This is a genomic window from Streptomyces sp. NPDC059166 (assembly GCF_042755185.1).
Classification (GTDB): domain Bacteria; phylum Actinomycetota; class Actinomycetes; order Streptomycetales; family Streptomycetaceae; genus Streptomyces.
The window spans coordinates 1-18,695 of sequence record NZ_JBHZCI010000005.1 but is presented as its reverse complement, the minus strand read 5'-3'; the positions used below and the strand labels follow the sequence as shown (position 1 = coordinate 18,695).

At 72.0% G+C, this 18,695-nt stretch carries 18 protein-coding genes; 12 read left to right on the top strand and 6 right to left on the bottom strand.

The annotated features are described in order from the left end of the window. Nucleotides 1–4 precede the first annotated feature (4 nt). The 3 genes from mmpB to ACFXOA_RS05200 all read right to left on the bottom strand — a co-directional run bounded on the left by mmpB (nucleotide 5) and on the right by ACFXOA_RS05200 (nucleotide 2,026). Nucleotides 5–133: a morphogenic membrane protein MmpB gene (gene mmpB / locus ACFXOA_RS05210; RefSeq protein ID WP_362538840.1), complete on the bottom strand. Its 129-nt coding sequence runs from the start codon at nucleotides 131–133 to the stop codon at nucleotides 5–7. A gap of 76 nt (nucleotides 134–209) precedes the next feature. Continuing rightward, nucleotides 210–413 (bottom strand): acyl-CoA carboxylase subunit epsilon, encoded by a 204-nt coding sequence (locus ACFXOA_RS05205; protein ID WP_385022766.1) that lies wholly within the window; start codon nucleotides 411–413, stop codon nucleotides 210–212. A 32-nt stretch (nucleotides 414–445) separates the two neighbouring features. Then, the gene (locus tag ACFXOA_RS05200) at nucleotides 446–2,026 is read right to left on the bottom strand and encodes an acyl-CoA carboxylase subunit beta (protein WP_385022763.1); all 1,581 of its coding nucleotides are present in this window, start codon (nucleotides 2,024–2,026) and stop codon (nucleotides 446–448) included. A 166-nt stretch (nucleotides 2,027–2,192) separates the two neighbouring features. On the opposite strand from ACFXOA_RS05200, the gene ACFXOA_RS05195 reads away from it, so the two are divergent. The 5 genes from ACFXOA_RS05195 to hutH all read left to right on the top strand — a co-directional run bounded on the left by ACFXOA_RS05195 (nucleotide 2,193) and on the right by hutH (nucleotide 8,202). Continuing rightward, complete coding sequence (locus tag ACFXOA_RS05195; protein WP_385022760.1) at nucleotides 2,193–3,062, top strand: biotin--[acetyl-CoA-carboxylase] ligase; 870 nt, start codon at nucleotides 2,193–2,195, stop codon at nucleotides 3,060–3,062. A gap of 153 nt (nucleotides 3,063–3,215) precedes the next feature. After that, entirely contained in the window at nucleotides 3,216–4,415 is a 1,200-nt protein-coding gene (locus ACFXOA_RS05190; protein WP_385022757.1) for an adenylate/guanylate cyclase domain-containing protein, read from the top strand. 120 nt (nucleotides 4,416–4,535) lie between these two features. After that, a complete protein-coding gene (locus ACFXOA_RS05185) occupies nucleotides 4,536–5,348 on the top strand; it encodes an enoyl-CoA hydratase/isomerase family protein (RefSeq protein WP_385022755.1) in 813 nt (270 codons plus the stop codon). A gap of 75 nt (nucleotides 5,349–5,423) precedes the next feature. Continuing rightward, nucleotides 5,424–6,590 carry a diguanylate cyclase domain-containing protein gene (locus ACFXOA_RS05180; RefSeq protein ID WP_385022752.1) on the top strand — a complete coding sequence of 389 codons (1,167 nt, stop codon included), beginning with the start codon at nucleotides 5,424–5,426 and terminating at the stop codon, nucleotides 6,588–6,590. A gap of 58 nt (nucleotides 6,591–6,648) precedes the next feature. Next, nucleotides 6,649–8,202 carry a histidine ammonia-lyase gene (hutH, locus tag ACFXOA_RS05175; protein WP_385022749.1) on the top strand — a complete coding sequence of 518 codons (1,554 nt, stop codon included), beginning with the start codon at nucleotides 6,649–6,651 and terminating at the stop codon, nucleotides 8,200–8,202. Between the two features lie 60 nt (nucleotides 8,203–8,262). Here hutH and ACFXOA_RS05170 read toward each other — a convergent pair whose 3' ends face one another. Next, the gene (locus ACFXOA_RS05170) at nucleotides 8,263–8,559 is read right to left on the bottom strand and encodes a hypothetical protein (RefSeq protein ID WP_385022746.1); all 297 of its coding nucleotides are present in this window, start codon (nucleotides 8,557–8,559) and stop codon (nucleotides 8,263–8,265) included. Between the two features lie 187 nt (nucleotides 8,560–8,746). Here ACFXOA_RS05170 and ACFXOA_RS05165 point away from each other — a divergent pair, with 187 nt between their 5' ends. From ACFXOA_RS05165 to gdhA, 5 genes are all read left to right on the top strand, one after another. Then, entirely contained in the window at nucleotides 8,747–9,148 is a 402-nt protein-coding gene (locus ACFXOA_RS05165; RefSeq protein WP_385022743.1) for a hypothetical protein, read from the top strand. Nucleotides 9,149–9,329: 181 nt separating this feature from the next. Further along, a complete protein-coding gene (locus ACFXOA_RS05160) occupies nucleotides 9,330–10,601 on the top strand; it encodes an Ig-like domain-containing protein (RefSeq protein WP_385022740.1) in 1,272 nt (423 codons plus the stop codon). A gap of 144 nt (nucleotides 10,602–10,745) precedes the next feature. Beyond that, nucleotides 10,746–12,221, top strand: a complete 1,476-nt coding sequence (locus ACFXOA_RS05155) for an ABC transporter permease (RefSeq protein WP_385022738.1) — start codon at nucleotides 10,746–10,748, stop codon at nucleotides 12,219–12,221. A gap of 115 nt (nucleotides 12,222–12,336) precedes the next feature. After that, nucleotides 12,337–13,020, top strand: coding sequence for an ABC transporter ATP-binding protein (locus ACFXOA_RS05150; RefSeq protein WP_385022735.1), 684 nt, complete (start codon nucleotides 12,337–12,339; stop codon nucleotides 13,018–13,020). Nucleotides 13,021–13,340: 320 nt separating this feature from the next. Beyond that, nucleotides 13,341–14,720 (top strand): NADP-specific glutamate dehydrogenase, encoded by a 1,380-nt coding sequence (gdhA, locus tag ACFXOA_RS05145; RefSeq protein ID WP_385022732.1) that lies wholly within the window; start codon nucleotides 13,341–13,343, stop codon nucleotides 14,718–14,720. A gap of 48 nt (nucleotides 14,721–14,768) precedes the next feature. Here gdhA and ACFXOA_RS05140 read toward each other — a convergent pair whose 3' ends face one another. Continuing rightward, nucleotides 14,769–15,152: a YrdB family protein gene (locus ACFXOA_RS05140; RefSeq protein ID WP_385022729.1), complete on the bottom strand. Its 384-nt coding sequence runs from the start codon at nucleotides 15,150–15,152 to the stop codon at nucleotides 14,769–14,771. Nucleotides 15,153–15,673: 521 nt separating this feature from the next. Here ACFXOA_RS05140 and ACFXOA_RS05135 point away from each other — a divergent pair. Together ACFXOA_RS05135 and ACFXOA_RS05130 are read left to right on the top strand one after the other, a co-directional pair. Next, nucleotides 15,674–15,934 (top strand): type II toxin-antitoxin system Phd/YefM family antitoxin, encoded by a 261-nt coding sequence (locus ACFXOA_RS05135; protein ID WP_385022726.1) that lies wholly within the window; start codon nucleotides 15,674–15,676, stop codon nucleotides 15,932–15,934. Then, the gene (locus ACFXOA_RS05130) at nucleotides 15,931–16,200 is read left to right on the top strand and encodes a type II toxin-antitoxin system RelE/ParE family toxin (RefSeq protein WP_385022723.1); all 270 of its coding nucleotides are present in this window, start codon (nucleotides 15,931–15,933) and stop codon (nucleotides 16,198–16,200) included. Before ACFXOA_RS05135 ends, ACFXOA_RS05130 begins: the two co-directional genes overlap by 4 nt. A gap of 51 nt (nucleotides 16,201–16,251) precedes the next feature. Here the strand turns inward: ACFXOA_RS05130 and ACFXOA_RS05125 are convergent, their stop codons facing one another. Further along, entirely contained in the window at nucleotides 16,252–18,420 is a 2,169-nt protein-coding gene (locus ACFXOA_RS05125) for a sigma-70 family RNA polymerase sigma factor (protein WP_385022721.1), read from the bottom strand. Nucleotides 18,421–18,695: the final 275 nt, after the last annotated feature.

Here is an 18,695-nt window from a genome sequence, read left to right as displayed (position 1 = left end):
GGCGTCAGCGGGTCCCCAGGACGAACATCGCCACCACCATGGCCAGTGCCAGCAGCAGCCCCGCGCGGCGCATCATGTCCTGGGCGTCACGCAGTTCCTTCGGCGGTTCGTTCTCCGGGTCGGACCACAGCATGGTTCCGATGGTGCTCCCGGCGCGGGAGCGGCGCCTGAGTACGTGTACTCAAGCGCCGCCCCCGCGTCCGCCGCCCTCAGGAGGGCCAGTACGTCCGCGCCCAGGACCTGGGGCCCGGACGGAGCGCCCCCCGGCGGGCGATCCGCCCGGGGTCGGACCACTGCTCGGGCGGCAGCGGGGCACCCGCGGGCACGGCTGCCGCCGCCGCACGCGCGCGGACCACGGCGAGGGCCGCGGCGAGCTCCTCAGGGGTCGGATTTCCCCGGACGACCTTGATCATGGTGACTCCCGGTGGTGGTCGGGTCGGGCGGATCAGAGCGGGATGTTGCCGTGCTTCTTCGGGGGCAGCGACTCGCGCTTCGTACGCAGCTGGCGCAGCCCCTTCACCAGGTGGGCCCGGGTGTCCGAGGGCATGATCACCGCGTCGACGTAACCGCGCTCGGCGGCTACGTACGGGTTGAGGAGGGCGTCCTCGTAGTCGGTCATCAGCTCGGCGCGGGTGGCGTCGGGGTCGTCGGCGGCGGCGATGGTGCGGCGGTGCAGGATGTTCACGGCGCCCTGCGCGCCCATCACCGCGATCTGCGCGGTGGGCCAGGCCAGGTTCAGGTCGGCGCCCAGGTGCTTGGAGCCCATGACGTCGTAGGCCCCGCCGAAGGCCTTGCGGGTGATGACCGTGATCAGCGGGACGGTCGCCTCCGCGTAGGCGTAGATCAGCTTGGCGCCGCGCCGGATGATGCCGCCGTACTCCTGGTCGACGCCCGGCAGGAACCCCGGCACGTCCACGAAGGTGATGACGGGGATGTTGAACGCGTCGCAGGTGCGGACGAAGCGGGCGGCCTTCTCGGACGCGTCGATGTCCAGGCAGCCGGCGAACTGCATCGGCTGGTTGGCGACGATGCCGACGGGGTAGCCCTCGACGCGCCCGAAACCGGTGATGATGTTCGGCGCGAACAGGGCCTGGGTCTCCAGGAACTCCGCGTCGTCGAGGACGTGCTCGATGGCGGTGTGCATGTCGTACGGCTGGTTCGCCGAGTCCGGGATGAGCGAGTCGAGCTCGCGGTCCTCGTCCGTGGTCGCGAGGTCGGCCTCCTCCGGGAAGGCGGGAGCCTCGGAGAGGTTGTTCGACGGCAGGTAGGACAGCAGCGACTTCACGTACTCGATGGCGTCCTTCTCGTCGCCCGCCATGTGGTGGGCGACCCCGGACGTCGTGTTGTGGGTGCGCGCGCCGCCCAGCTCCTCGAAGCCGACGTCCTCGCCGGTGACCGTCTTGATGACGTCGGGGCCGGTGATGAACATGTGCGAGGTCTGGTCGACCATGACCGTGAAGTCGGTGATCGCGGGGGAGTAGACCGCCCCGCCCGCGCACGGCCCGACGATCAGTGAGATCTGCGGCACGACACCGGAGGCGTGGACGTTGCGGCGGAAGATCTCGGCGAACAGGCCGAGCGCCACGACACCCTCCTGGATGCGCGCGCCGCCGCCGTCGTTGATGCCGATCACGGGGCAGCCGGTCTTCATCGCGAAGTCCATGACCTTGACGATCTTCTCGCCGTAGACCTCGCCGAGCGAGCCGCCGAAGATGGTGAAGTCCTGCGAGTACACGCAGACGGGACGGCCGTCGACCGTGCCGTACCCGGTGACCACCCCGTCCCCGTAGGGGCGGTTCTTCTCGATGCCGAAGTTGGTGGACCGGTGCCGCGCGAACTCGTCGAGCTCCACGAAGGAACCTTCGTCGAGCAGCAGCTCGACCCGCTCACGGGCGGTCAACTTGCCCTTCGCGTGCTGCTTCTCGACGGCGCGGGCGGAACCTGCGTGCGTGGCCTCTTCGATACGGCGCTGCAGGTCCGCGATCTTGCCGGCGGTGGTGTGGATGTCGCTCTGCGGCTCGGACATCGGGTGGCGGCTCCCTGCCTGGGGACGACTGGTACATCCGGCCGAACTGCCGGGCCGGTACGTGCTCGACGGCGGCCCGCCGGTCCGCGGCCGGCTACTGACCCGTAGCGTATCGGCGCCGATACGGTTCGGCAGTGCGTCGTTGGCCACACCTAATCTGGGTTTCATGACACCTCCCGATGTGCCGCACAACCGCTGGTCGGACCTCGACCGGCCCCCGCTGAACGTCGCCGCGCTGCGTCGCGGACTGCTGCGCCCCGACGGTCTGTGGACCTCCCTCGACGTCGTGGAGGCGACCGGCTCCACCAATTCGGACCTCGCGGCCCTGGCCGCCCGAGGAGAGCCGGCCGAGGGTGCCGTACTCGTCGCGGAGGAGCAGACCGCGGGGCGCGGGCGGCTCGACCGGACCTGGACGGCACCGCCCCGCTCGGGCATCTTCCTCTCCGTCTACCTGACCCCCGGTGACGTACCCGTCCACCGCTGGGGCTGGCTGCCGCTGCTGGCGGGCGTCGCGGCCGCCACGGGCCTCGCGCAGTCCGCCGGCGTCGACATGGCACTGAAATGGCCCAACGACCTGCTGGTCACCATCGACGGCACCGAACGCAAGACCGGCGGGATCCTCGCCGAGCGCGCCGGGAAGGGCGTCGTCGTCGGTATCGGCCTCAACGTGTCCCTGCGCGCCGCCGAGCTGCCCGCCCCGCACGCCGGCTCGCTCGCGCTCGCCGGAGCCGTCTCCACCGACCGCGAGACGCTGCTGCGGGCCGTCCTCCGGTCACTGGAACAGTGGTACGGGCAGTGGCGGGACGCCGACGGCGACGCCGCCGAGAGCGGCCTCCAGGCCGCCTACGCCGCGGGGTGCGCCACGCTCGACCGCACGGTCCGCGCGGAACTCCCGGGTGACAGGTCCGTCGTCGGCGAGGCCGTCGCCATCGACGGTGACGGGCGGCTCGTGCTCGCCACGGGCGACGGACTCCAGGAGCCCGTCTCGGCGGGCGACATCGTCCACCTGCGCGGGAAGGACGGAGGCCTCACCTGATCCCGGCCTTCGGCACATACGGGTGATGTCACGTATGACGGATCCGCGACCGGCCCACCGGGGACGTGAGCCACGGCACATCTGCCGTATCGTTGAGGCGATCCAGCGACAGATCGGCAGGGCAGTGCGCACGGAACGGGCAGGAGGCGGCCGGTGACCGTCGACGACACCAACTCCGGCGACGGCGCGGAGCCCTCGCCGGAACGGTCGGTCCACTCGACACCGCATCACGAGGTCGACCACACGGCGGAACCGACGGACGACCCCCTGGCCATCCGGCTGGAGGCTCTGATCCTGGGCGCGGACCGCCGCTACACGCCGTTCCAGGCGGCGAGGACCGCCGGGGTCTCCATGGACCTCGCGTCCCGCTTCTGGCGGGCGATGGGCTTCGCCGACATCGGGCAGGCCAAGGCGCTCACCGAGGCCGACGTCCTGGCGCTGCGCCGCCTGGCCGGCCTCGTGGAGGCCGGACTGCTCAGTGAGCCGATGGCGATCCAGGTGGCCCGCTCGACGGGGCAGACCACCGCCCGGCTGGCCGAATGGCAGATCGACTCCTTCCTGGAGGGCCTGACGGAGCCCCCCGAGCCGGGCATGACCCGGACCGAGGTCACCTACCCCCTGGTCGAGCTGCTCCTGCCCGAGCTGCAGGAGTTCCTCGTCTACGTGTGGCGGCGCCAGCTCGCCGCCGCCACCGGCCGGGTCGTGCAGGCCGCCGACGACGAGGAGATGGTGGACCGGCGGCTCGCCGTGGGCTTCGCCGACCTCGTCGGCTTCACCCGGCTGACCCGCCGGCTGGAGGAGGAGGAGCTCGGCGAGCTCGTCGAGGCCTTCGAGACGACCTCCGCGGACCTGGTCGCCGCCCACGGCGGGCGGCTCATCAAGACCCTGGGCGACGAGGTCCTGTTCGCCGCCGACGACGCCGGCACGGCGGGCGAGATCGCGCTCCGGCTGGTGGAGGCGATGGCGCAGGACACCACGATGCCCTCGCTGCGGGTCGGTATCGCCTTCGGCACCGTCACCACGCGCATGGGCGACGTATTCGGCACGACGGTCAACCTGGCCAGCCGGCTCACCTCGATAGCGCCGAAGGACGCCGTGCTGGTGGACGGCGCCTTCGCCGAGGAGCTCAAGCGCAACGGCGACGCCCCCGCCTCCGAGGCCCAGGCGGCCGAGGACCTGGCGGCCGCGGCCGAGCGGGCCCGGCTGGCGGAGAAGGAGGGCCGCGCCCCGGACGAGGAGCCGCCCCCGCCCGCGTACCGCTTCGGCCTCCAGCCGATGTGGCAGCGGCCGGTCCGCGGCCTGGGCGTCGTCGAGCCCTGGCTGCTGGCCCGCAGGGGCAAGCCCGCGTCCTGAGCCGCCACCGAGCGGCCCGCTGCCCGGACACCGGCGCCCTTCCGGTCCACCGGGCCGTTGAGGGCGGGAGCCCGGCTGCCTAGGATCCCGGTAACGCTCGTTAACCGGAGGGGTGCAGCCATGGGTGTCGCGTCGGAGCAGAGGTTCGGGGAGTTCGTCGTCGTACGGCGGCACGAGGGCCAGGAGTACGTGGCCGAGCTGGTGCTCGACCGTCCCAAGGCGATGAACGCGGTGAGCACCGCCATGGCGCGGTCCCTCGTGGAGGCGTGCGACGCCCTCGGCGCGGATTCGGGGGTGCGGGCGACCGTGCTCACCTCCAGCCATGAGCGCGCCTTCTGCGTGGGCGCGGACCTGAAGGAGCGGAACTCCTTCACCGACGCCGACCTGCTGCGCCAGCGTCCCACGGCCAGGGCCGCGTACACCGGCGTCCTGGAGCTGCCGATGCCGGTCGTCGCCGCCGTGCACGGCTTCGCGCTCGGGGGCGGCTTCGAGCTCGCGCTGTCCTGCGACGTGATCGTGGCCGACCGCACCGCCGTGGTGGGCCTGCCCGAGGTTTCCGTCGGGGTCATCCCCGGCGGCGGCGGTACGCAGCTGCTGCCGCGCCGGGTGGGCGCGGCGCGCGCCGCCGAGCTGGTCTTCACCGCCCGCAGGGTCGAGGCGGTCGAGGCGCGCGAGCTGGGGCTTATCGACGAGCTGGTCGAGGAGGGCCGGGACCGGGAGGCTGCGCTCGCCCTCGGCGCCCGGATCGCGGCGAACTCCCCGGTGGGGCTCCGGGCCGCGAAGCGGGCGCTGCGGCTGGGGCAGGGGCTCGATCTCCGGGCCGGGCTGGAGGTCGAGGACGCCGCCTGGCGTTCCGTGGCCTTCTCCGGGGACCGGGCCGAAGGAGTGGCCGCCTTCAACGAGAAGCGGAGGCCGGACTGGCCGGGTGAGTGAGCGGCCGGCGAGGGCCTGAAGATCATCAGCGCGGCCAGTTGATCAAATCATCGCAAAACTACCTAAGCTGGTGCGATGGGCGGTGAAGATGCGCGGCTGCGCGCCGTGGTTGCGCTGGCACAGACGATGGCGGCGGCCTACACCCCGCGTGAGTCCTGGCGCGCGGCGGCGCTGGGGGCGTGCGAGGCGCTGGGCGGCAGCTTCGCCGCTCTCTCGGTGTGGGAGCGGGAGCAGGGCAGGCTGCGCGTACTGGTCAACGTGGGGGAGCTGGCCGAGGGCGAGGAGGAGTTCCCCGACGGCGAGTCCTACCCCGTGCACCAGTTCCCGGAGATCACCGAGTTCCTGCACGAGCGCTGGGCCGGCGGCGGTGAGCCCGACGCCTGGGTGGAGACCGTCGACGGGGCGCCGGCCCAGGGTGCGCCCGCCCGGGGAACCCGCCCCTACTGCCACCAGCGTGTGGCGGCGCTGCGCCGGCGCGGACGCGGCTGCTGCGTGGTGGCGCCGATCGTGCTGCACGGCCGGGCCTGGGGGGAGCTCTACGTGGCCCGCCCGGCGGGGGCGCCGGTGTTCGGCCGCGACGACGCCGACTTCGCGACCGTGCTGGCCGCCGTCGTGGCCGCCGGCATCGCGCAGACCGAGCGGCTCGAGGAGGTCCGCAAGCTGGCCTTCACGGACCCGCTGACCGGCCTGGCGAACCGGAGGGCCGTCGATCTCAGGCTGGACGAGGCGGTTGACCTGCACCGTGCCGAGGGCGCTGTGGTCAGCCTGGTCGTCTGTGATCTGAACGGCCTCAAGACGGTGAACGACACCCATGGCCACGCCGTCGGCGACCGGCTGCTGGAACGATTCGGCTCCGTCCTCTCCCTCTGCGGGGCGATGCTGCCGGGAGCGCTGTCCGCGCGCCTGGGAGGGGACGAGTTCTGCCTGCTGGCCGTCGGTCCGGCGGCCGACGACGTGGTCCGGGTCTCCGAGGAGCTGTGCGCCCGGGCCGTGGCCCTGGAGCTCGGTGACGGGGTGGCCTGCGGCGTCGCCTCCACCGGCGACGACATCGGCCCCGTCCAGTCCGCCCGGCGCCTCTTCCGGCTGGCGGACGCCGCGCAGTACCAGGCGAAGGCCGCGCACTCCCGGCGTCCGGTCGTCGCGGGCCGCGACGGCGAGGTGATCCGTCTCGCGGACTCCCCGCCCCGCTCCCCGCACGACCGCCGGAGGCTGCGCGGGAACCCGCCCGGTGGCGACCGGTAAGGGGTCAACCCCGGGACCACTGGTGACATGAGTGGTTTCAGTCCGTACGCTTCTGAATATGGATATGCACACAGTCGTGGTGGGGACGTCCGGCACCACCCCCGAGGACGTCATCGCCGTGGCCCGCGAGGGAGCCCGGGTCGAACTCTCCGCAGCCGCCGTCGAAGCGCTCGCCACCGCCCGGGAGATCGTCGACGCGCTGGCCGCCAAGCCGGAGCCGGTCTACGGCGTCTCGACCGGCTTCGGGGCCCTCGCCAGCCGGCACATCGGCCCCGGCCTGCGGGCACAGCTCCAGCGCAACATCGTCCGCTCGCACGCCGCCGGCATGGGGCCCCGCGTCGAGCGCGAGGTCGTCCGCGCGCTGATGTTCCTGCGCCTGAAGACGCTGGCCTCCGGCCACACCGGCGTACGCCCCGAGGTCGCGCGGACCATGGCGGACGTCCTCAACGCGGGCATCACCCCCGTCGTCCACGAGTACGGCTCGCTCGGCTGCTCCGGCGACCTCGCGCCCCTCTCGCACTGCGCCCTGACCCTGATGGGCGAGGGCGACGCCGAAGGACCCGACGGCACCGTGCGGCCGGCCGGGGAACTCCTCGCCGCCCACGGCATCGCCCCGGTCGAACTCCGCGAGAAGGAGGGCCTCGCCCTCCTCAACGGCACCGACGGCATGCTGGGCATGCTCGTCATGGCCCTGGCCGACCTGAAGAGCCTCTACACCAGCGCGGACATCACCGCGGCGCTCTCCCTGGAGGCGCTCCTCGGCACCGAGAAGGTCCTCGCCCCCGAGCTGCACGCCATCCGCCCCCACCCCGGGCAGGGCGTCTCCGCCGCCAACATGCTGCGTGTGCTCGCCGGTTCGGGCCTCACCGGTCACCACCAGGACGACGCGCCCCGGGTCCAGGACGCCTACTCGGTCCGCTGCGCCCCGCAGGTCAACGGCGCCGGGCGGGACACCCTCGCGCACGGCCTGCTCGTCGCGGAGCGCGAACTGGCCTCGGCCGTCGACAACCCGGTCGTGCTGCCCGAGGACGGCCGGGTCGAGTCCAACGGGAACTTCCACGGGGCGCCCGTCGCCTACGTCCTCGACTTCCTGGCGATCGTCGCCGCCGACCTCGGATCCATCACCGAGCGCCGCACGGACCGCCTGCTGGACAAGAACCGGTCGCACGGCCTGCCGCCGTTCCTCGCCGACGACGCGGGGGTCGACTCGGGGCTGATGATCGCCCAGTACACCCAGGCCGCGCTGGTCAGCGAGCTGAAGAGGCTCGCCGTCCCGGCCTCGGTGGACTCGATCCCGTCCTCCGCGATGCAGGAGGACCACGTCTCCATGGGCTGGTCCGCCGCGCGGAAGCTGCGTACCGCCGTCTCGGGCCTCGCCAGGATCGTCGCCGTCGAGCTGTACGCCGCGGCCCGCGCGGTGGAGTTGCGCGCCGCCGAAGGGCTGACCCCGGCACCCGCCTCGCAGGCCGTCGTCGCGGCACTGCGGGCGGCCGGCGTCCAGGGGCCGGGACCGGACCGGTTCCTCGCTCCGGACCTGGCCGCCGCGGACGCCTTCGTGCGGGAGGGGCGGCTGGTCTCGGCAGTGGAGGCGGTGACGGGCCCGCTGGACTGAACCCCGGGGCGCCGCACGCGGGCCGCCGTACCCCTTCGGGGGCCGCGGCGGCCCCGGCGCTCAGATGTACCGCCCCGCGGAGGCGCCGCGGCGCGCCGAGTGGGCGACGAAGCCCGCACCGACGCACAGGAAGGCCGTGCCGCCGATCAGGTAGGGGGTCGTGTCGATGCCCGTGCCGGTGTCGGCCAGGGTGTCCCGGGCGGTCAACTCCCCCGCCGCGGAAGCCTGCCGGTAGTCCGCCGGGTCCTTGGCCGGGCCCGTGTCGCCCGTCGCGTTGGCGGAGGGGACGAACCAGAGGGCGCAGAGCAGGGTGCCTGCCGCCGTGGTGGTCAGCAGGGTGCGACGAGCGACGGACACGGAATCGATCCCCTTGCGACGAACATCAGTTGGCCCCCGTGGGCCGATGCTAACGGCCGGACCCCCCGGTTGTCAGCGTCGTCGCGGCAGCCGGAACGCTCCCCTCCGCCGCCGATCGCGGGCACGCGCCGGCCCGTGCAGCGGGTCGGTGGAAACCCACCGCTCCCGCGGCCTTACTCTCCGGCGTATGAGCACTTCACAGACACCTTCGTACGTCCGGCTCCAGGTGGAGCTCGTGCTGGAGGTCAGCGACCCCGACGCCCTGACCGGAACCGCGCTGGAGAGCATCGCGGCCGACTTCACCGCGGCCGGCGCCGCCGCCGACGAGTCCGCCGAGGAACGCACGCATGCCGAGGAGACCGTCAGGGAAGACGCAGCGGAGGCCCTCGCCTCGCTGATCGACCCGTTCGACCTGGTCAGCCAGGTACCCGGGGTCGAACTGGCCCAGGCCTCCTGGAGCAGCGAGACCATCGACTACGACCCCGAGGACGAGGGCTGGGCGGCAGGAGAGGACGGGGACGAGGCCTACTACGGGATCGAGGACAATGAGACCGACGACGAAGAAGGCGGAGGCCGTACGGAACGCTGACGCCCCCGGGGCACTCCTCACAGGTGGCGGGAACCGCCGTGGCCCCCGGAGCGTCGATGAGTGGTGTTCCCCACATCTCCGGTGGATGTGGAACGGAAGACCCGGTCACGGTGTTCTTGGAACATTGACGGGGAAACGCCGTCGGGCGACCCTGTCCGGGGATCTTGGGGAATCGGCAACGATGGAGAAGCGTGTGATGACGGACAGCAAGCGGCGCAAGGGCCTCATGGCCGCGTCCGCACTGCTCGGCGGCGTGCTGGTGCTTTCGGCCTGCAGCGACGACGGCGGCAGTGCCCCGGGTGCGAGCGCCGAGAGCTCCAAGGCGTCACAGGCCCAGGTGGACGAGGCCGCGGCTAAGGACACCTCCGAGGCGCAGATAACGATCGCGCCGAAGAACGGGGCGACCAACGCCAGCATCAACAACGCCGCGATCGTCACCGTCGCCAAGGGCAAGCTGACCTCGGTCACCATGACCACCGCGGACGGCGACGCCGTCGACGGCACCCTCGCCGCGGACGGCTCCAGCTGGAAGCCGAGCGGTCAGCTGGAACGCTCGACGACGTACAAGATCAGCGCCACGGCGGCCGACTCCGACGGCCGTGAGGCGCACGCCAACAGCTCGTTCACGACGGTCTCGCCGGAGAACAGCTTCATCGGGAACTTCACCCCCGAGGACGGTTCCACCGTCGGCGTGGGCATGCCCGTCTCGATCAACTTCAACAAGCCGATCACCGACCGCAAGGCGGTCCAGGACGGCATCAAGGTGACGTCGAGCAGCGGCCAGGAGGTCGTCGGCCACTGGTTCAACAACCAGCGTCTCGACCTGCGCCCCGAGGACTACTGGCAGGGCGGCTCCACCGTCACCCTGAAGCTGGCCCTGGACGGCGTCGAGGGCTCCGACGGAGTCTTCGGCGTGCAGCAGAAGACCGTCACCTTCAAGGTCGGCCGCAACCAGGTCTCCACCGTGGACGCCAAGGCGCACACGATGACCGTCACGCGTGACGGCAAGACCGTCAAGACCATCCCGATCTCCGCCGGTTCCTCCGACAACCCGACCTACAACGGCCAGATGGTGATCTCCGAGAAGTTCAAGGAGACCCGCATGGACGGTTCGACGGTCGGCTTCACGGACGACGACGGCAAGGGTGAGTACGACATCAAGGACGTGCCGCACGCCATGCGGCTGTCGACGTCGGGCACCTTCATCCACGGCAACTACTGGGGCGCCAAGTCGATCTTCGGCAGCGCGAACACCAGCCACGGCTGCGTCGGCCTGTCCGACACGAAGGGCGCGGACGACCCGAACACCCCGGCCGCCTGGATGTACAACAACTCCATGATCGGCGACGTGGTGGTGGTCACCAACTCCCCGGACAAGACCATCGCCCCCGACAACGGACTCAACGGCTGGAACATGAGCTGGTCGGACTGGACCGCCGGCTCCGCCGTCTGATCCACCCGAACACGCCCCATCCCCTCCGAAGGCGGCGGCACCCGGAAACCACCGGGCGCCGCCGCCTTCGGCGTCCCCGGGTTTCTCATCCCGCTCTCATCGCGCCCTTAACTCCCCATCACACCCGCTCCATACCTTCGCGCCATGTTCTTCACCTACCTCCGGCGCGAGCTGCGCCGCCGCAGAAAGGCGGCGCTCGTCGTCGCCTCGGGGCTCGCCCTCGGCATCGCGCTGGTCATCATCGTCAGTTCCGTCTCCACGGGCATGAGCAAGGCCCAGGACAAGGTCCTCGAATCGCTCTACGGCCTGGGCACGGACATGACGGTGACCAAGGCCGCGGCAGCACCCGGCTCGGGCGGCACCGAGCGGCCCCGGTTCGAGTTCGACGCCAAGGACGACGAGGACGAGACCCAGAGCACCGACCGGGTCATGGTCCAGGGCTTCCAGACCCTCGCGGCCACCACCGTCGGCAAGGTGGGGCAGACCGACGGCGTCGCCGACGCCGTCGGCGGGCTGAGCCTCACGGTCATGAAGGTCGACGGCCAGTTCAGGCGCGGTGAGTTCAAGCAGGACCAGAGCTCGGGACAGGGCGGGCAGGGCGGGCCCGGCGGCGGCCAGGGCGGCGGCAACGGGCAGCCGCAGGGCCGGGTCGAGGGCGGCGGCGCCTCCTTCGACGTGAACTCCTTCACCGTCTACGGCACCGACGTCACCCAGCAGGACCTCGGCCCGCTGACCTCCTCGAAGATCACCAAGGGCCGGACCTTCAAGGCCACCGAGACCGACGCGAAGGTCGCCGTCGTCGACTCCGCGTACGCCAAGGAGAAGGAACTCGCGGTCGGCAAGACCGTCACCGTCTCCGGCACGAAGTACTCGATCGTGGGCGTCTCCACGGCGGACAGCGGTGACGCGGCCGCCAACGTGTACATCCCGCTGAAGCAGGCGCAGACCGTCGCCGACTCCAAGGACAAGATCACCACCGTCTACGTCCAGGCGTCCGACTCGCAGGCGATCGACACCGTCAAGGCCGCCATCCAGAAGAACATCTCCGGCACGACGGTCACCACCTCCGCCGACCTCGCCGACACGGTCTCCGGCTCCCTCTCCACCGCCTCCGACCTCGCGTCCAGCGTCGGCAAGTGGCTGTCCATCGTGGTCCTGGCCGCCGCCTTCCTCGTCGCCGGCCTGCTCACCTCGTCCGCGGTCAGCCGCCGCGTGCGGGAGTTCGGCACCCTCAAGGCGCTCGGCTGGAAGAGCGGCCGCGTCACCCGGCAGGTCATCGGCGAGGCCCTCGTCAACGGCCTGATGGGAGGAGTCCTCGGTATCGCGATCGGCCTCGCGGGCGCGTACATCGTGACCGCCGTCAGCCCCACCCTCACCGCCCAGCTCGGTTCCACCGGCGGCGGCCGCGGCGGCATGGGCGGAGGCCCGATGGGCGGCGGCGGCCCCGGCCGGCAGGCCGCGTCCAAGACCCTCGACATCGCGCTGACCGCGCCGGTCTCCCTCACCACGATCCTCGTGGCCGTCGCCCTCGCGGTGGCGGGCGGACTGATCGCCGGAGCCTTCGGCGGCTGGCGGGCCTCCCGGCTGCGGCCCGCCGACGCCCTGCGCCGCGTCGCCTGAGAGCTGCCCCCGGCCGCTCCACGACCGCACCCGGACCGGCCTCGGCGGGCCGCGTCAGGACGAGGCGGCCCAGCGGCGGCCCCACCCCACCCGTACGTACAGCAGGAGTCCACTCGTGTACCAGCTCAAGGGCGTCACCAAGCGCTACATGCGCGGCAAGAACCCCGTCGACGCGCTCGCCGGTGTCGATCTGACCATCGAGGACGGCGGACGGCTCGTCATCCAGGGACCCACCGGCGGCGGCAAGTCGACGCTCCTCCAGATGCTCGGCGGGCTGGACCGGCCCACCGCCGGCACCATCGAGCTCGACGGCGTCGATCTGGCGAAGCTCCCCGAGTCCCGGCTCACCAAGGTCCGGGCCGAATCCATCGGCTTCGTGTTCCAGAGCTTCAACCTGATCCCCACCCTCACCGCCCAGGAGAACGTCGAGACCGCCCTCGTCCCCCTCGGCCTCGGCGCGAAGGCCCGCCGCGAACGCGCGGCGGAGGCCCTGGAGTCGGTCGGCCTCGGTGACCGCCCCACCCACCTGCCGAGCGAGATGTCCGGCGGCCAGCAGCAGCGCGTCGCCATCGCCAGGGCACTGGTCAAGCGGCCCAAGGTGCTGCTCGCCGACGAACCGACCGGCAACCTCGACGAGTCCATGCGGGACGAGATCATGGACCTGCTCGACGGGCTGTGGAAGGAACACGGGCTGACCTTCGTGATGGTCACCCACGACAGCTCCCTCGCCCGCAAGGCGCCCAGGGTCGCGACCATCCGCAAGGGCAGGGTCACCGTCACGGAGAACGCGGCGGCCTGACCCGCCGTCCGGGTACCGGGCACCCCTTCCGGCCGGTCCGCCGGCCCGGCCCTCCCGGACCGGGGCCTCACAGCCGTCCTCCTCCGGCTGTGAGGTCCCTCACCCGTGGGTACCTCACGAGGCGGGCCATACCCGGCCCCTTGAGGACGGACGTAGGGTGCAGAGCCGCCCCTACCGGGCGAACAACCCCGCCGTCCGCGCGGATGTCGCCGGGGCGAGGACGGATCGCACTGCGAGACTTGCCGGGTGCACCGGTGAAGGCGCCTCCAAGGGCAGGGAGCGCCGACACCAAGAGCCCATCCACGGAAGGTCTTGATCAGATGCCGGCCAGTTCCGACTCCCTCACCACGCGCACCGCCGAGAACCGCGTCATCGAACCCCTCTACGCGGAGATCCTCCGCCGCAACCAGGGCGAGGGCGAATTCCACCAAGCGGTGCGCGAGGTCCTCGAAACCCTCGGCCCCGTGCTGGCGCGGCGGCCGGAACTCGTCGATGCCCGCATCATCGAGCGGGTCACCGAGCCCGAACGCCAGCTCATCTTCCGGGTGCCGTGGTCCGACGACTCCGGAGACATCCACGTCAACCGCGGCTTCCGCGTCGAGTTCTCCAGCGCCCTCGGCCCGTACAAGGGCGGACTCCGCTTCCACCCCTCGGTCAACCTCGGCATCGTGAAGTTCCTCGGATTCGAGCAGATCTTCAAGAACGCCCTCACCGGCATGCCCATCGGCGGCGGCAAGGGCGGCGCGGACTTCGATCCCAAGGGCAGGTCGGACGCCGAGGTCATGCGCTTCTGCCAGTCCTTCATGACCGAACTCCACCGCCACCTCGGCGAGTACACCGACGTACCCGCCGGCGACATCGGTGTCGGCGGCCGGGAGATCGGCTACCTCTTCGGCCAGTACAAGCGGATCACCAACCGCTACGAGTCCGGGGTGCTCACCGGCAAGGGCCTCGGATGGGGCGGCGCCCAGGCGCGCACCGAGGCCACCGGCTACGGATGCGTCCTGTTCACCGACGAGATGCTGCGCGCCCGCGGCGAGTCCCTCGACGGCCAGCGGATCGCCGTCTCCGGCTCCGGCAACGTCGCCATCTACGCCATCGAGAAGGCGCAGCAGCTCGGCGCGACCGTGGTGACCTGCTCCGACTCGGGCGGCTACGTCGTCGACGAGAAGGGCATCGACGTCGCCCTGCTCAAGGAGATCAAGGAGCACGGCCGCGGCCGTATCTCCGAGTACGCCGAGCGGATCGGCGACCACGTGCGGTACGTCCCGGGCCCCGGTGTCTGGAACGTGCCCGTGGACGTGGCCCTGCCCTGCGCCACCCAGAACGAGCTCCACGAGGCCGACGCCGTGGCCCTCGTACGCAACGGCGTCAAGGCGGTCGCCGAGGGCGCCAACATGCCCACCACCCCGGAGGCCGTCCACGTCCTCCAGGAGGCCGGCGTCGCCTTCGCCCCCGGCAAGGCGGCCAACGCGGGCGGGGTGGCCACCAGCGCCCTGGAGATGCAGCAGAACGCCTCCCGCGACTCCTGGACCTTCGCCCACACCGAGGAGCGGCTCGCGCAGATCATGCGCCACATCCACGACTCCTGCCACACCACGGCGGAGACGTACGGGAGCCCGGGCAACTACGTGGTCGGCGCGAACATCGCCGGTTTCGAGATCGTCGCGGACGCGATGCTGGCGCAGGGCCTGATCTGACCGAACCGCTGGTGAGGCGCCGGAGCCCGGCGCCTCACCAGCGGGCCGTCACCGTCGGCGGAAGTACTCCGCGCACCCCGTGTTGACCACCAGGACCACGGCGAGGACGGCGGCCCCCGCCGGGTGCCCCGCCCCGTACACCGCGGCGGCGCCCCCGCCGAGGACCAGGGTCTTCACGGCGAGCACCCCGGCGAGGGGCAGCGTGAACCGGGCGCGAGGTGCGGCGAAGAGTCCCCACAGGACGACGGCCGCCGCGGGAGCCGCGATCCCGAGGGCCACCGACGCCACGGAGCCCTCCGGAGCGGTAAAGCCCCACCAGGCGAGGGCGCCGATCGCCACGAGTTCGAGCACGAACGCGAGTACCTCGTTCGCGGCGAACCAGGGCCGGCCGCGCAGCGCCGTGAGATCCCCGTGTCCTTCGTCCGTCGTCATCGTCACGTCCCCCCGTACGGATGTCCTCCCCTCAGAATGCCCCACCCGCCGACTCCATGCGGGCTCCCGGTGCCCTTCGGACGCGGACAGGAACGAAGTCCCGGGCAGGGTCGCGTCGACCGCCCGCAGCCCTTCGGCGGACGACGCCCCCGCCGTCCCAGCTGTTGCCTTCGGGCCGGGAGGACTCCGAGAGCACCGCGTCCTTCCCGCCGCCTCTGTCCAGCGCCGCGCCGGCGTTCAGCACCGCGCCGGCGTTCAGCACGGCGGCTGCCGTGGGCAGGTGGAAGCCCGTGCCGTTGCGGAAGGCGGTGGTGCGCGTCAGCGTTCCGGCAGCTGCGGCAGCCGCGGCAGACGACGACGGCGGGGCGGCCGCTTCGGGGAGAGCCGCGCGGTGGCGTCACCACCGGACGGAGGGGGCCGCTCGCCACGGGCTGAGCAGGGCGAGGGCCGGGGTGGAGAAGCCACGGGCCTCCGCTCTCCGGACGTCGGCGAGTGTACGCAATCGTGTGTACACTTTTCATATGACTGACACCGTGACCGTACGTGAGGTTCGCACCCACCTGGCCGACGTCATCGACAGGGCCGAGGCCGGGCAGACGACCGTCGTCACACGCAACGGCAAGCGGGTCGCCGCACTCGTGCCCATAGAGGTACTCGACGCGCTGGATGCCGCAGCCGACGAGCTGGCCGCGCGCGAAGCCGAGGCACACCGGCACGACCCGACGGTCGGCATGGCCGAGCTCCTCGCGGACCTGTTCGAGGGTGGAGATCCGGCCGCGTGAAATACGCCTTTCGATTTACCGCTCACGCTCAGCGCCAGCTCCGCTCGATCGACCGGCAGGACGCCCTCCGGATTCTGACCGCCATCACGCCTCTCGGCGACGACCCATGGCGTGAGGACGCGGACGTGAAGAAGCTGGCCGGTCATGACGGCCTGTACCGCGTGCGCGCGGGAGACTTCCGTGTCGTGTACGAGGTGCAGGGCGAGGTTCTGGTCATCCTGGTCGTCCACCTCGGTCACAGGAGCGACGTGTACCGCAGGTTCTGACGGCGGAGCAGCGCAGGGGCGTTGACAGGGCGGTCCATTGGGGCGGCGGCATCAGGATGGGTCCGCCACGGCCGTCATGCGGGCACCGGGTGCCGTTCCGGACGTGGCCAGGAACGAAGTCCTGGGCAGCGTGGCGTCGTCCGCGCGACGCGCCTCGGCGGTCGACGGGTCGGTGGTCGTGAACGTCGGCGGCCCGGCGCTCCCGCCGTCCCAGGTGTTGCCGTCGGACCGGGAGGACTCCGAGAGCACCGTGTCCCTCCCGCCCTCGCTGCCCACCGCCGCGCTGGCACTCAGCACCGCGGCCGCCGTCGGCAGATAGAACCCGGTGCCGTTACGGAACGCGGTGGTGCGGGTCAGACGGATCGCGCCCGGGTTCCCCTCGTCGTTGAAGCCCAGCCCGGCGTTGTCCCAGGCCGCGTCGTCGAGGAGTACATGCGCCACGGACGCCGTGGTCCTGCCGCCGCCGAGCGTGAAGCCGTTCCCGTTGCGGTACGACCAGGAGTCCCGAACCGTCACCGGACTGGTGAAGCCCCCCAGGTCGAACCCGTCGGCGCCGTTGCCGAAGGCCCGGCAGCCCCGGACGGTGTTCCCCCCACCCGAACCGAACTTGACCGCGAGGCCGACCCCGCCAGCCTCTCCCGGCCCGTTGGCGTAGAAGTCGCTGTCCAGCACCGAGTTGCCCTCCGTGCCGGCGTCGCGCAGGGTGAGCCCGGATTCCGCGTTGTCGTGCAGCGACAGCCCCCGGAACACCGTGTTCCGGCAGCTGACGCAGACATACGCGTGGCTCCCGGACCCTCGTATCTCCAGCCCCTGCACCGTCCAGTCGTCCGCTTCCTGGGTGACGGCCCAGGAGCCGGCCGGAACACCGGACGCGTCGATCACGGGCCGCTCCCCGCGGTAGTTGCTGAGCGTGATCCTGCTGCCCGCCGTGCCGTCGGTCGTCAGCGTCGTGCCCTCGGTGGGCCGGTAGGTCCCGCCCCGCATCGCGATCGTCTGCCCGGGGCGCACCACGGACGCCGCCTTGGCGAGCGTGGCGTAGGGACGCGTACGGCTGCCGTCCCCGTCCAAGTCGGAACCGCCGGGCGCGAGGTAGACGTCCGCGGCGGTCACACCGATGGCCGTGACCCCACCACGCGCCACCGACACGGCAGGGGAGGCGGACGGTGACACCGAGGCGGACGGACTCGGGGAGGGCCGCGCCGACGTCGGGGCGGCCGACGGCGTGGGGCGACTGCTCGCCGCGGGTGGTGCCGAGCGGGGGGACGGAGCGGGGGAGTGCCACAGCGGATAGGTCAGCCCACCGGCCACGACGGCCAGCACGGCGGCCGCCGCGGTCACCGAGGTGGCGGTGAAGTGGTGGAGCACATCCCGGATCCCCCCGGTGGCCGCCGCGTGCCCGGACCACGAGGCGGCCTCCACGGACTGCCGCACCCCGTCCGCCAGTCCGCCCGGCACGGGGATGAGGCCGAGACCCGGCAGCAGCTTCTCGGGCGCGACCAGACCGGCCCCCTGGGCTCCGCACGCCCGGCAGTCCCGCACATGGCGGGTCAGCCGCTTGCGCCACAGCGCGCTCGTACCGCCGTCCCACCCGTGCGCGGCGTCGGCCAGCCCAGGGCAGCGGGGTTCGGCGGCCAGGGCCCGGACGACCGTACGGGCCTCCTCCAGCCGCAGCTTCATCCTCCGTACGCGTACGGCGGTGTGGCGGGCCTTCAGCCCGAGGGCCCGGGCCACGTCGGCGCGGCCGAGCCGACCGGCCTCCTCCTCCCACCACAGGGCGAGGAGCCGCCGGTCGTCCTCGTCCAGCCAGCGCGCCGCACGGGCCAGATCCTTGCGCTGACCGGTGAGTTCCAGCTCGGCCACCGTGCGTTCGGCGAAGTCGGTGAGCGGATCGGCGACGGCCTCCACCTCGTGCTGCTGAAACCTTTCACGAGACGTCCGCCGTTGATGCTGCTGGATCTCCCGGTAGGTGATGGCCACCGCCCACGAACGGAACCGCTCCGGGTCGCGCAGGGACGGCAGGGCGTGCACGATCCGCAGCATCACCTCCTGCACCAGGTCGTCGACGTCGGCGTGACCGTTGAGCGCGCGGCCCACGATTCCGTATACCAACGGCAGGTGGGCGGAGAGGAGTTCCTCCAGGGCTCGGGCGTTCCCCCGCCGGGCCTCACCGACCAGAGCGGCCGTGTCCCGCGCCGGCCCACCGGTCCCGATGTCCCTCATCCCGCCACGGCTCCTCACTCGCTTCGGGGCCGGTCAGCGGCACCCCCGTGGAAGTGGTCGCACCGGCCCGGGGCCCAGAGGCAGGCATCGTGGCACAAGGGTGATGACCCGTAAAGACGCTGTCCTAGGGCGTGTTTCGAAAGTCCCGCCTGCTCGGCGACGCCTGGCACGCCCGCTCGCCGCGTTGTCGGGATCACCCCGATACATCCAGTATCGGGGCGACCCTCCGCCTTGCGATCGCACGCACCAGACGCCGCCGAGCCCGCCCTCCGGGC

Coding starts and splice junctions, on each gene's coding strand:
- mmpB (WP_362538840.1), bottom strand. CDS start 133: ATGCTGTGGTCCGACCCGGAGAACGAACCGCCGAAGGAACTGCGTGAC.
- ACFXOA_RS05205 (WP_385022766.1), bottom strand. CDS start 413: ATGATCAAGGTCGTCCGGGGAAATCCGACCCCTGAGGAGCTCGCCGCG.
- ACFXOA_RS05200 (WP_385022763.1), bottom strand. CDS start 2,026: ATGTCCGAGCCGCAGAGCGACATCCACACCACCGCCGGCAAGATCGCG.
- ACFXOA_RS05195 (WP_385022760.1), top strand. CDS start 2,193: ATGACACCTCCCGATGTGCCGCACAACCGCTGGTCGGACCTCGACCGG.
- ACFXOA_RS05185 (WP_385022755.1), top strand. CDS start 4,536: ATGGGTGTCGCGTCGGAGCAGAGGTTCGGGGAGTTCGTCGTCGTACGG.
- ACFXOA_RS05180 (WP_385022752.1), top strand. CDS start 5,424: ATGGGCGGTGAAGATGCGCGGCTGCGCGCCGTGGTTGCGCTGGCACAG.
- hutH (WP_385022749.1), top strand. CDS start 6,649: ATGGATATGCACACAGTCGTGGTGGGGACGTCCGGCACCACCCCCGAG.
- ACFXOA_RS05165 (WP_385022743.1), top strand. CDS start 8,747: ATGAGCACTTCACAGACACCTTCGTACGTCCGGCTCCAGGTGGAGCTC.
- ACFXOA_RS05160 (WP_385022740.1), top strand. CDS start 9,330: ATGGAGAAGCGTGTGATGACGGACAGCAAGCGGCGCAAGGGCCTCATG.
- ACFXOA_RS05155 (WP_385022738.1), top strand. CDS start 10,746: ATGTTCTTCACCTACCTCCGGCGCGAGCTGCGCCGCCGCAGAAAGGCG.
- gdhA (WP_385022732.1), top strand. CDS start 13,341: ATGCCGGCCAGTTCCGACTCCCTCACCACGCGCACCGCCGAGAACCGC.
- ACFXOA_RS05140 (WP_385022729.1), bottom strand. CDS start 15,152: ATGACGACGGACGAAGGACACGGGGATCTCACGGCGCTGCGCGGCCGG.
- ACFXOA_RS05135 (WP_385022726.1), top strand. CDS start 15,674: ATGACTGACACCGTGACCGTACGTGAGGTTCGCACCCACCTGGCCGAC.
- ACFXOA_RS05125 (WP_385022721.1), bottom strand. CDS start 18,420: ATGAGGGACATCGGGACCGGTGGGCCGGCGCGGGACACGGCCGCTCTG.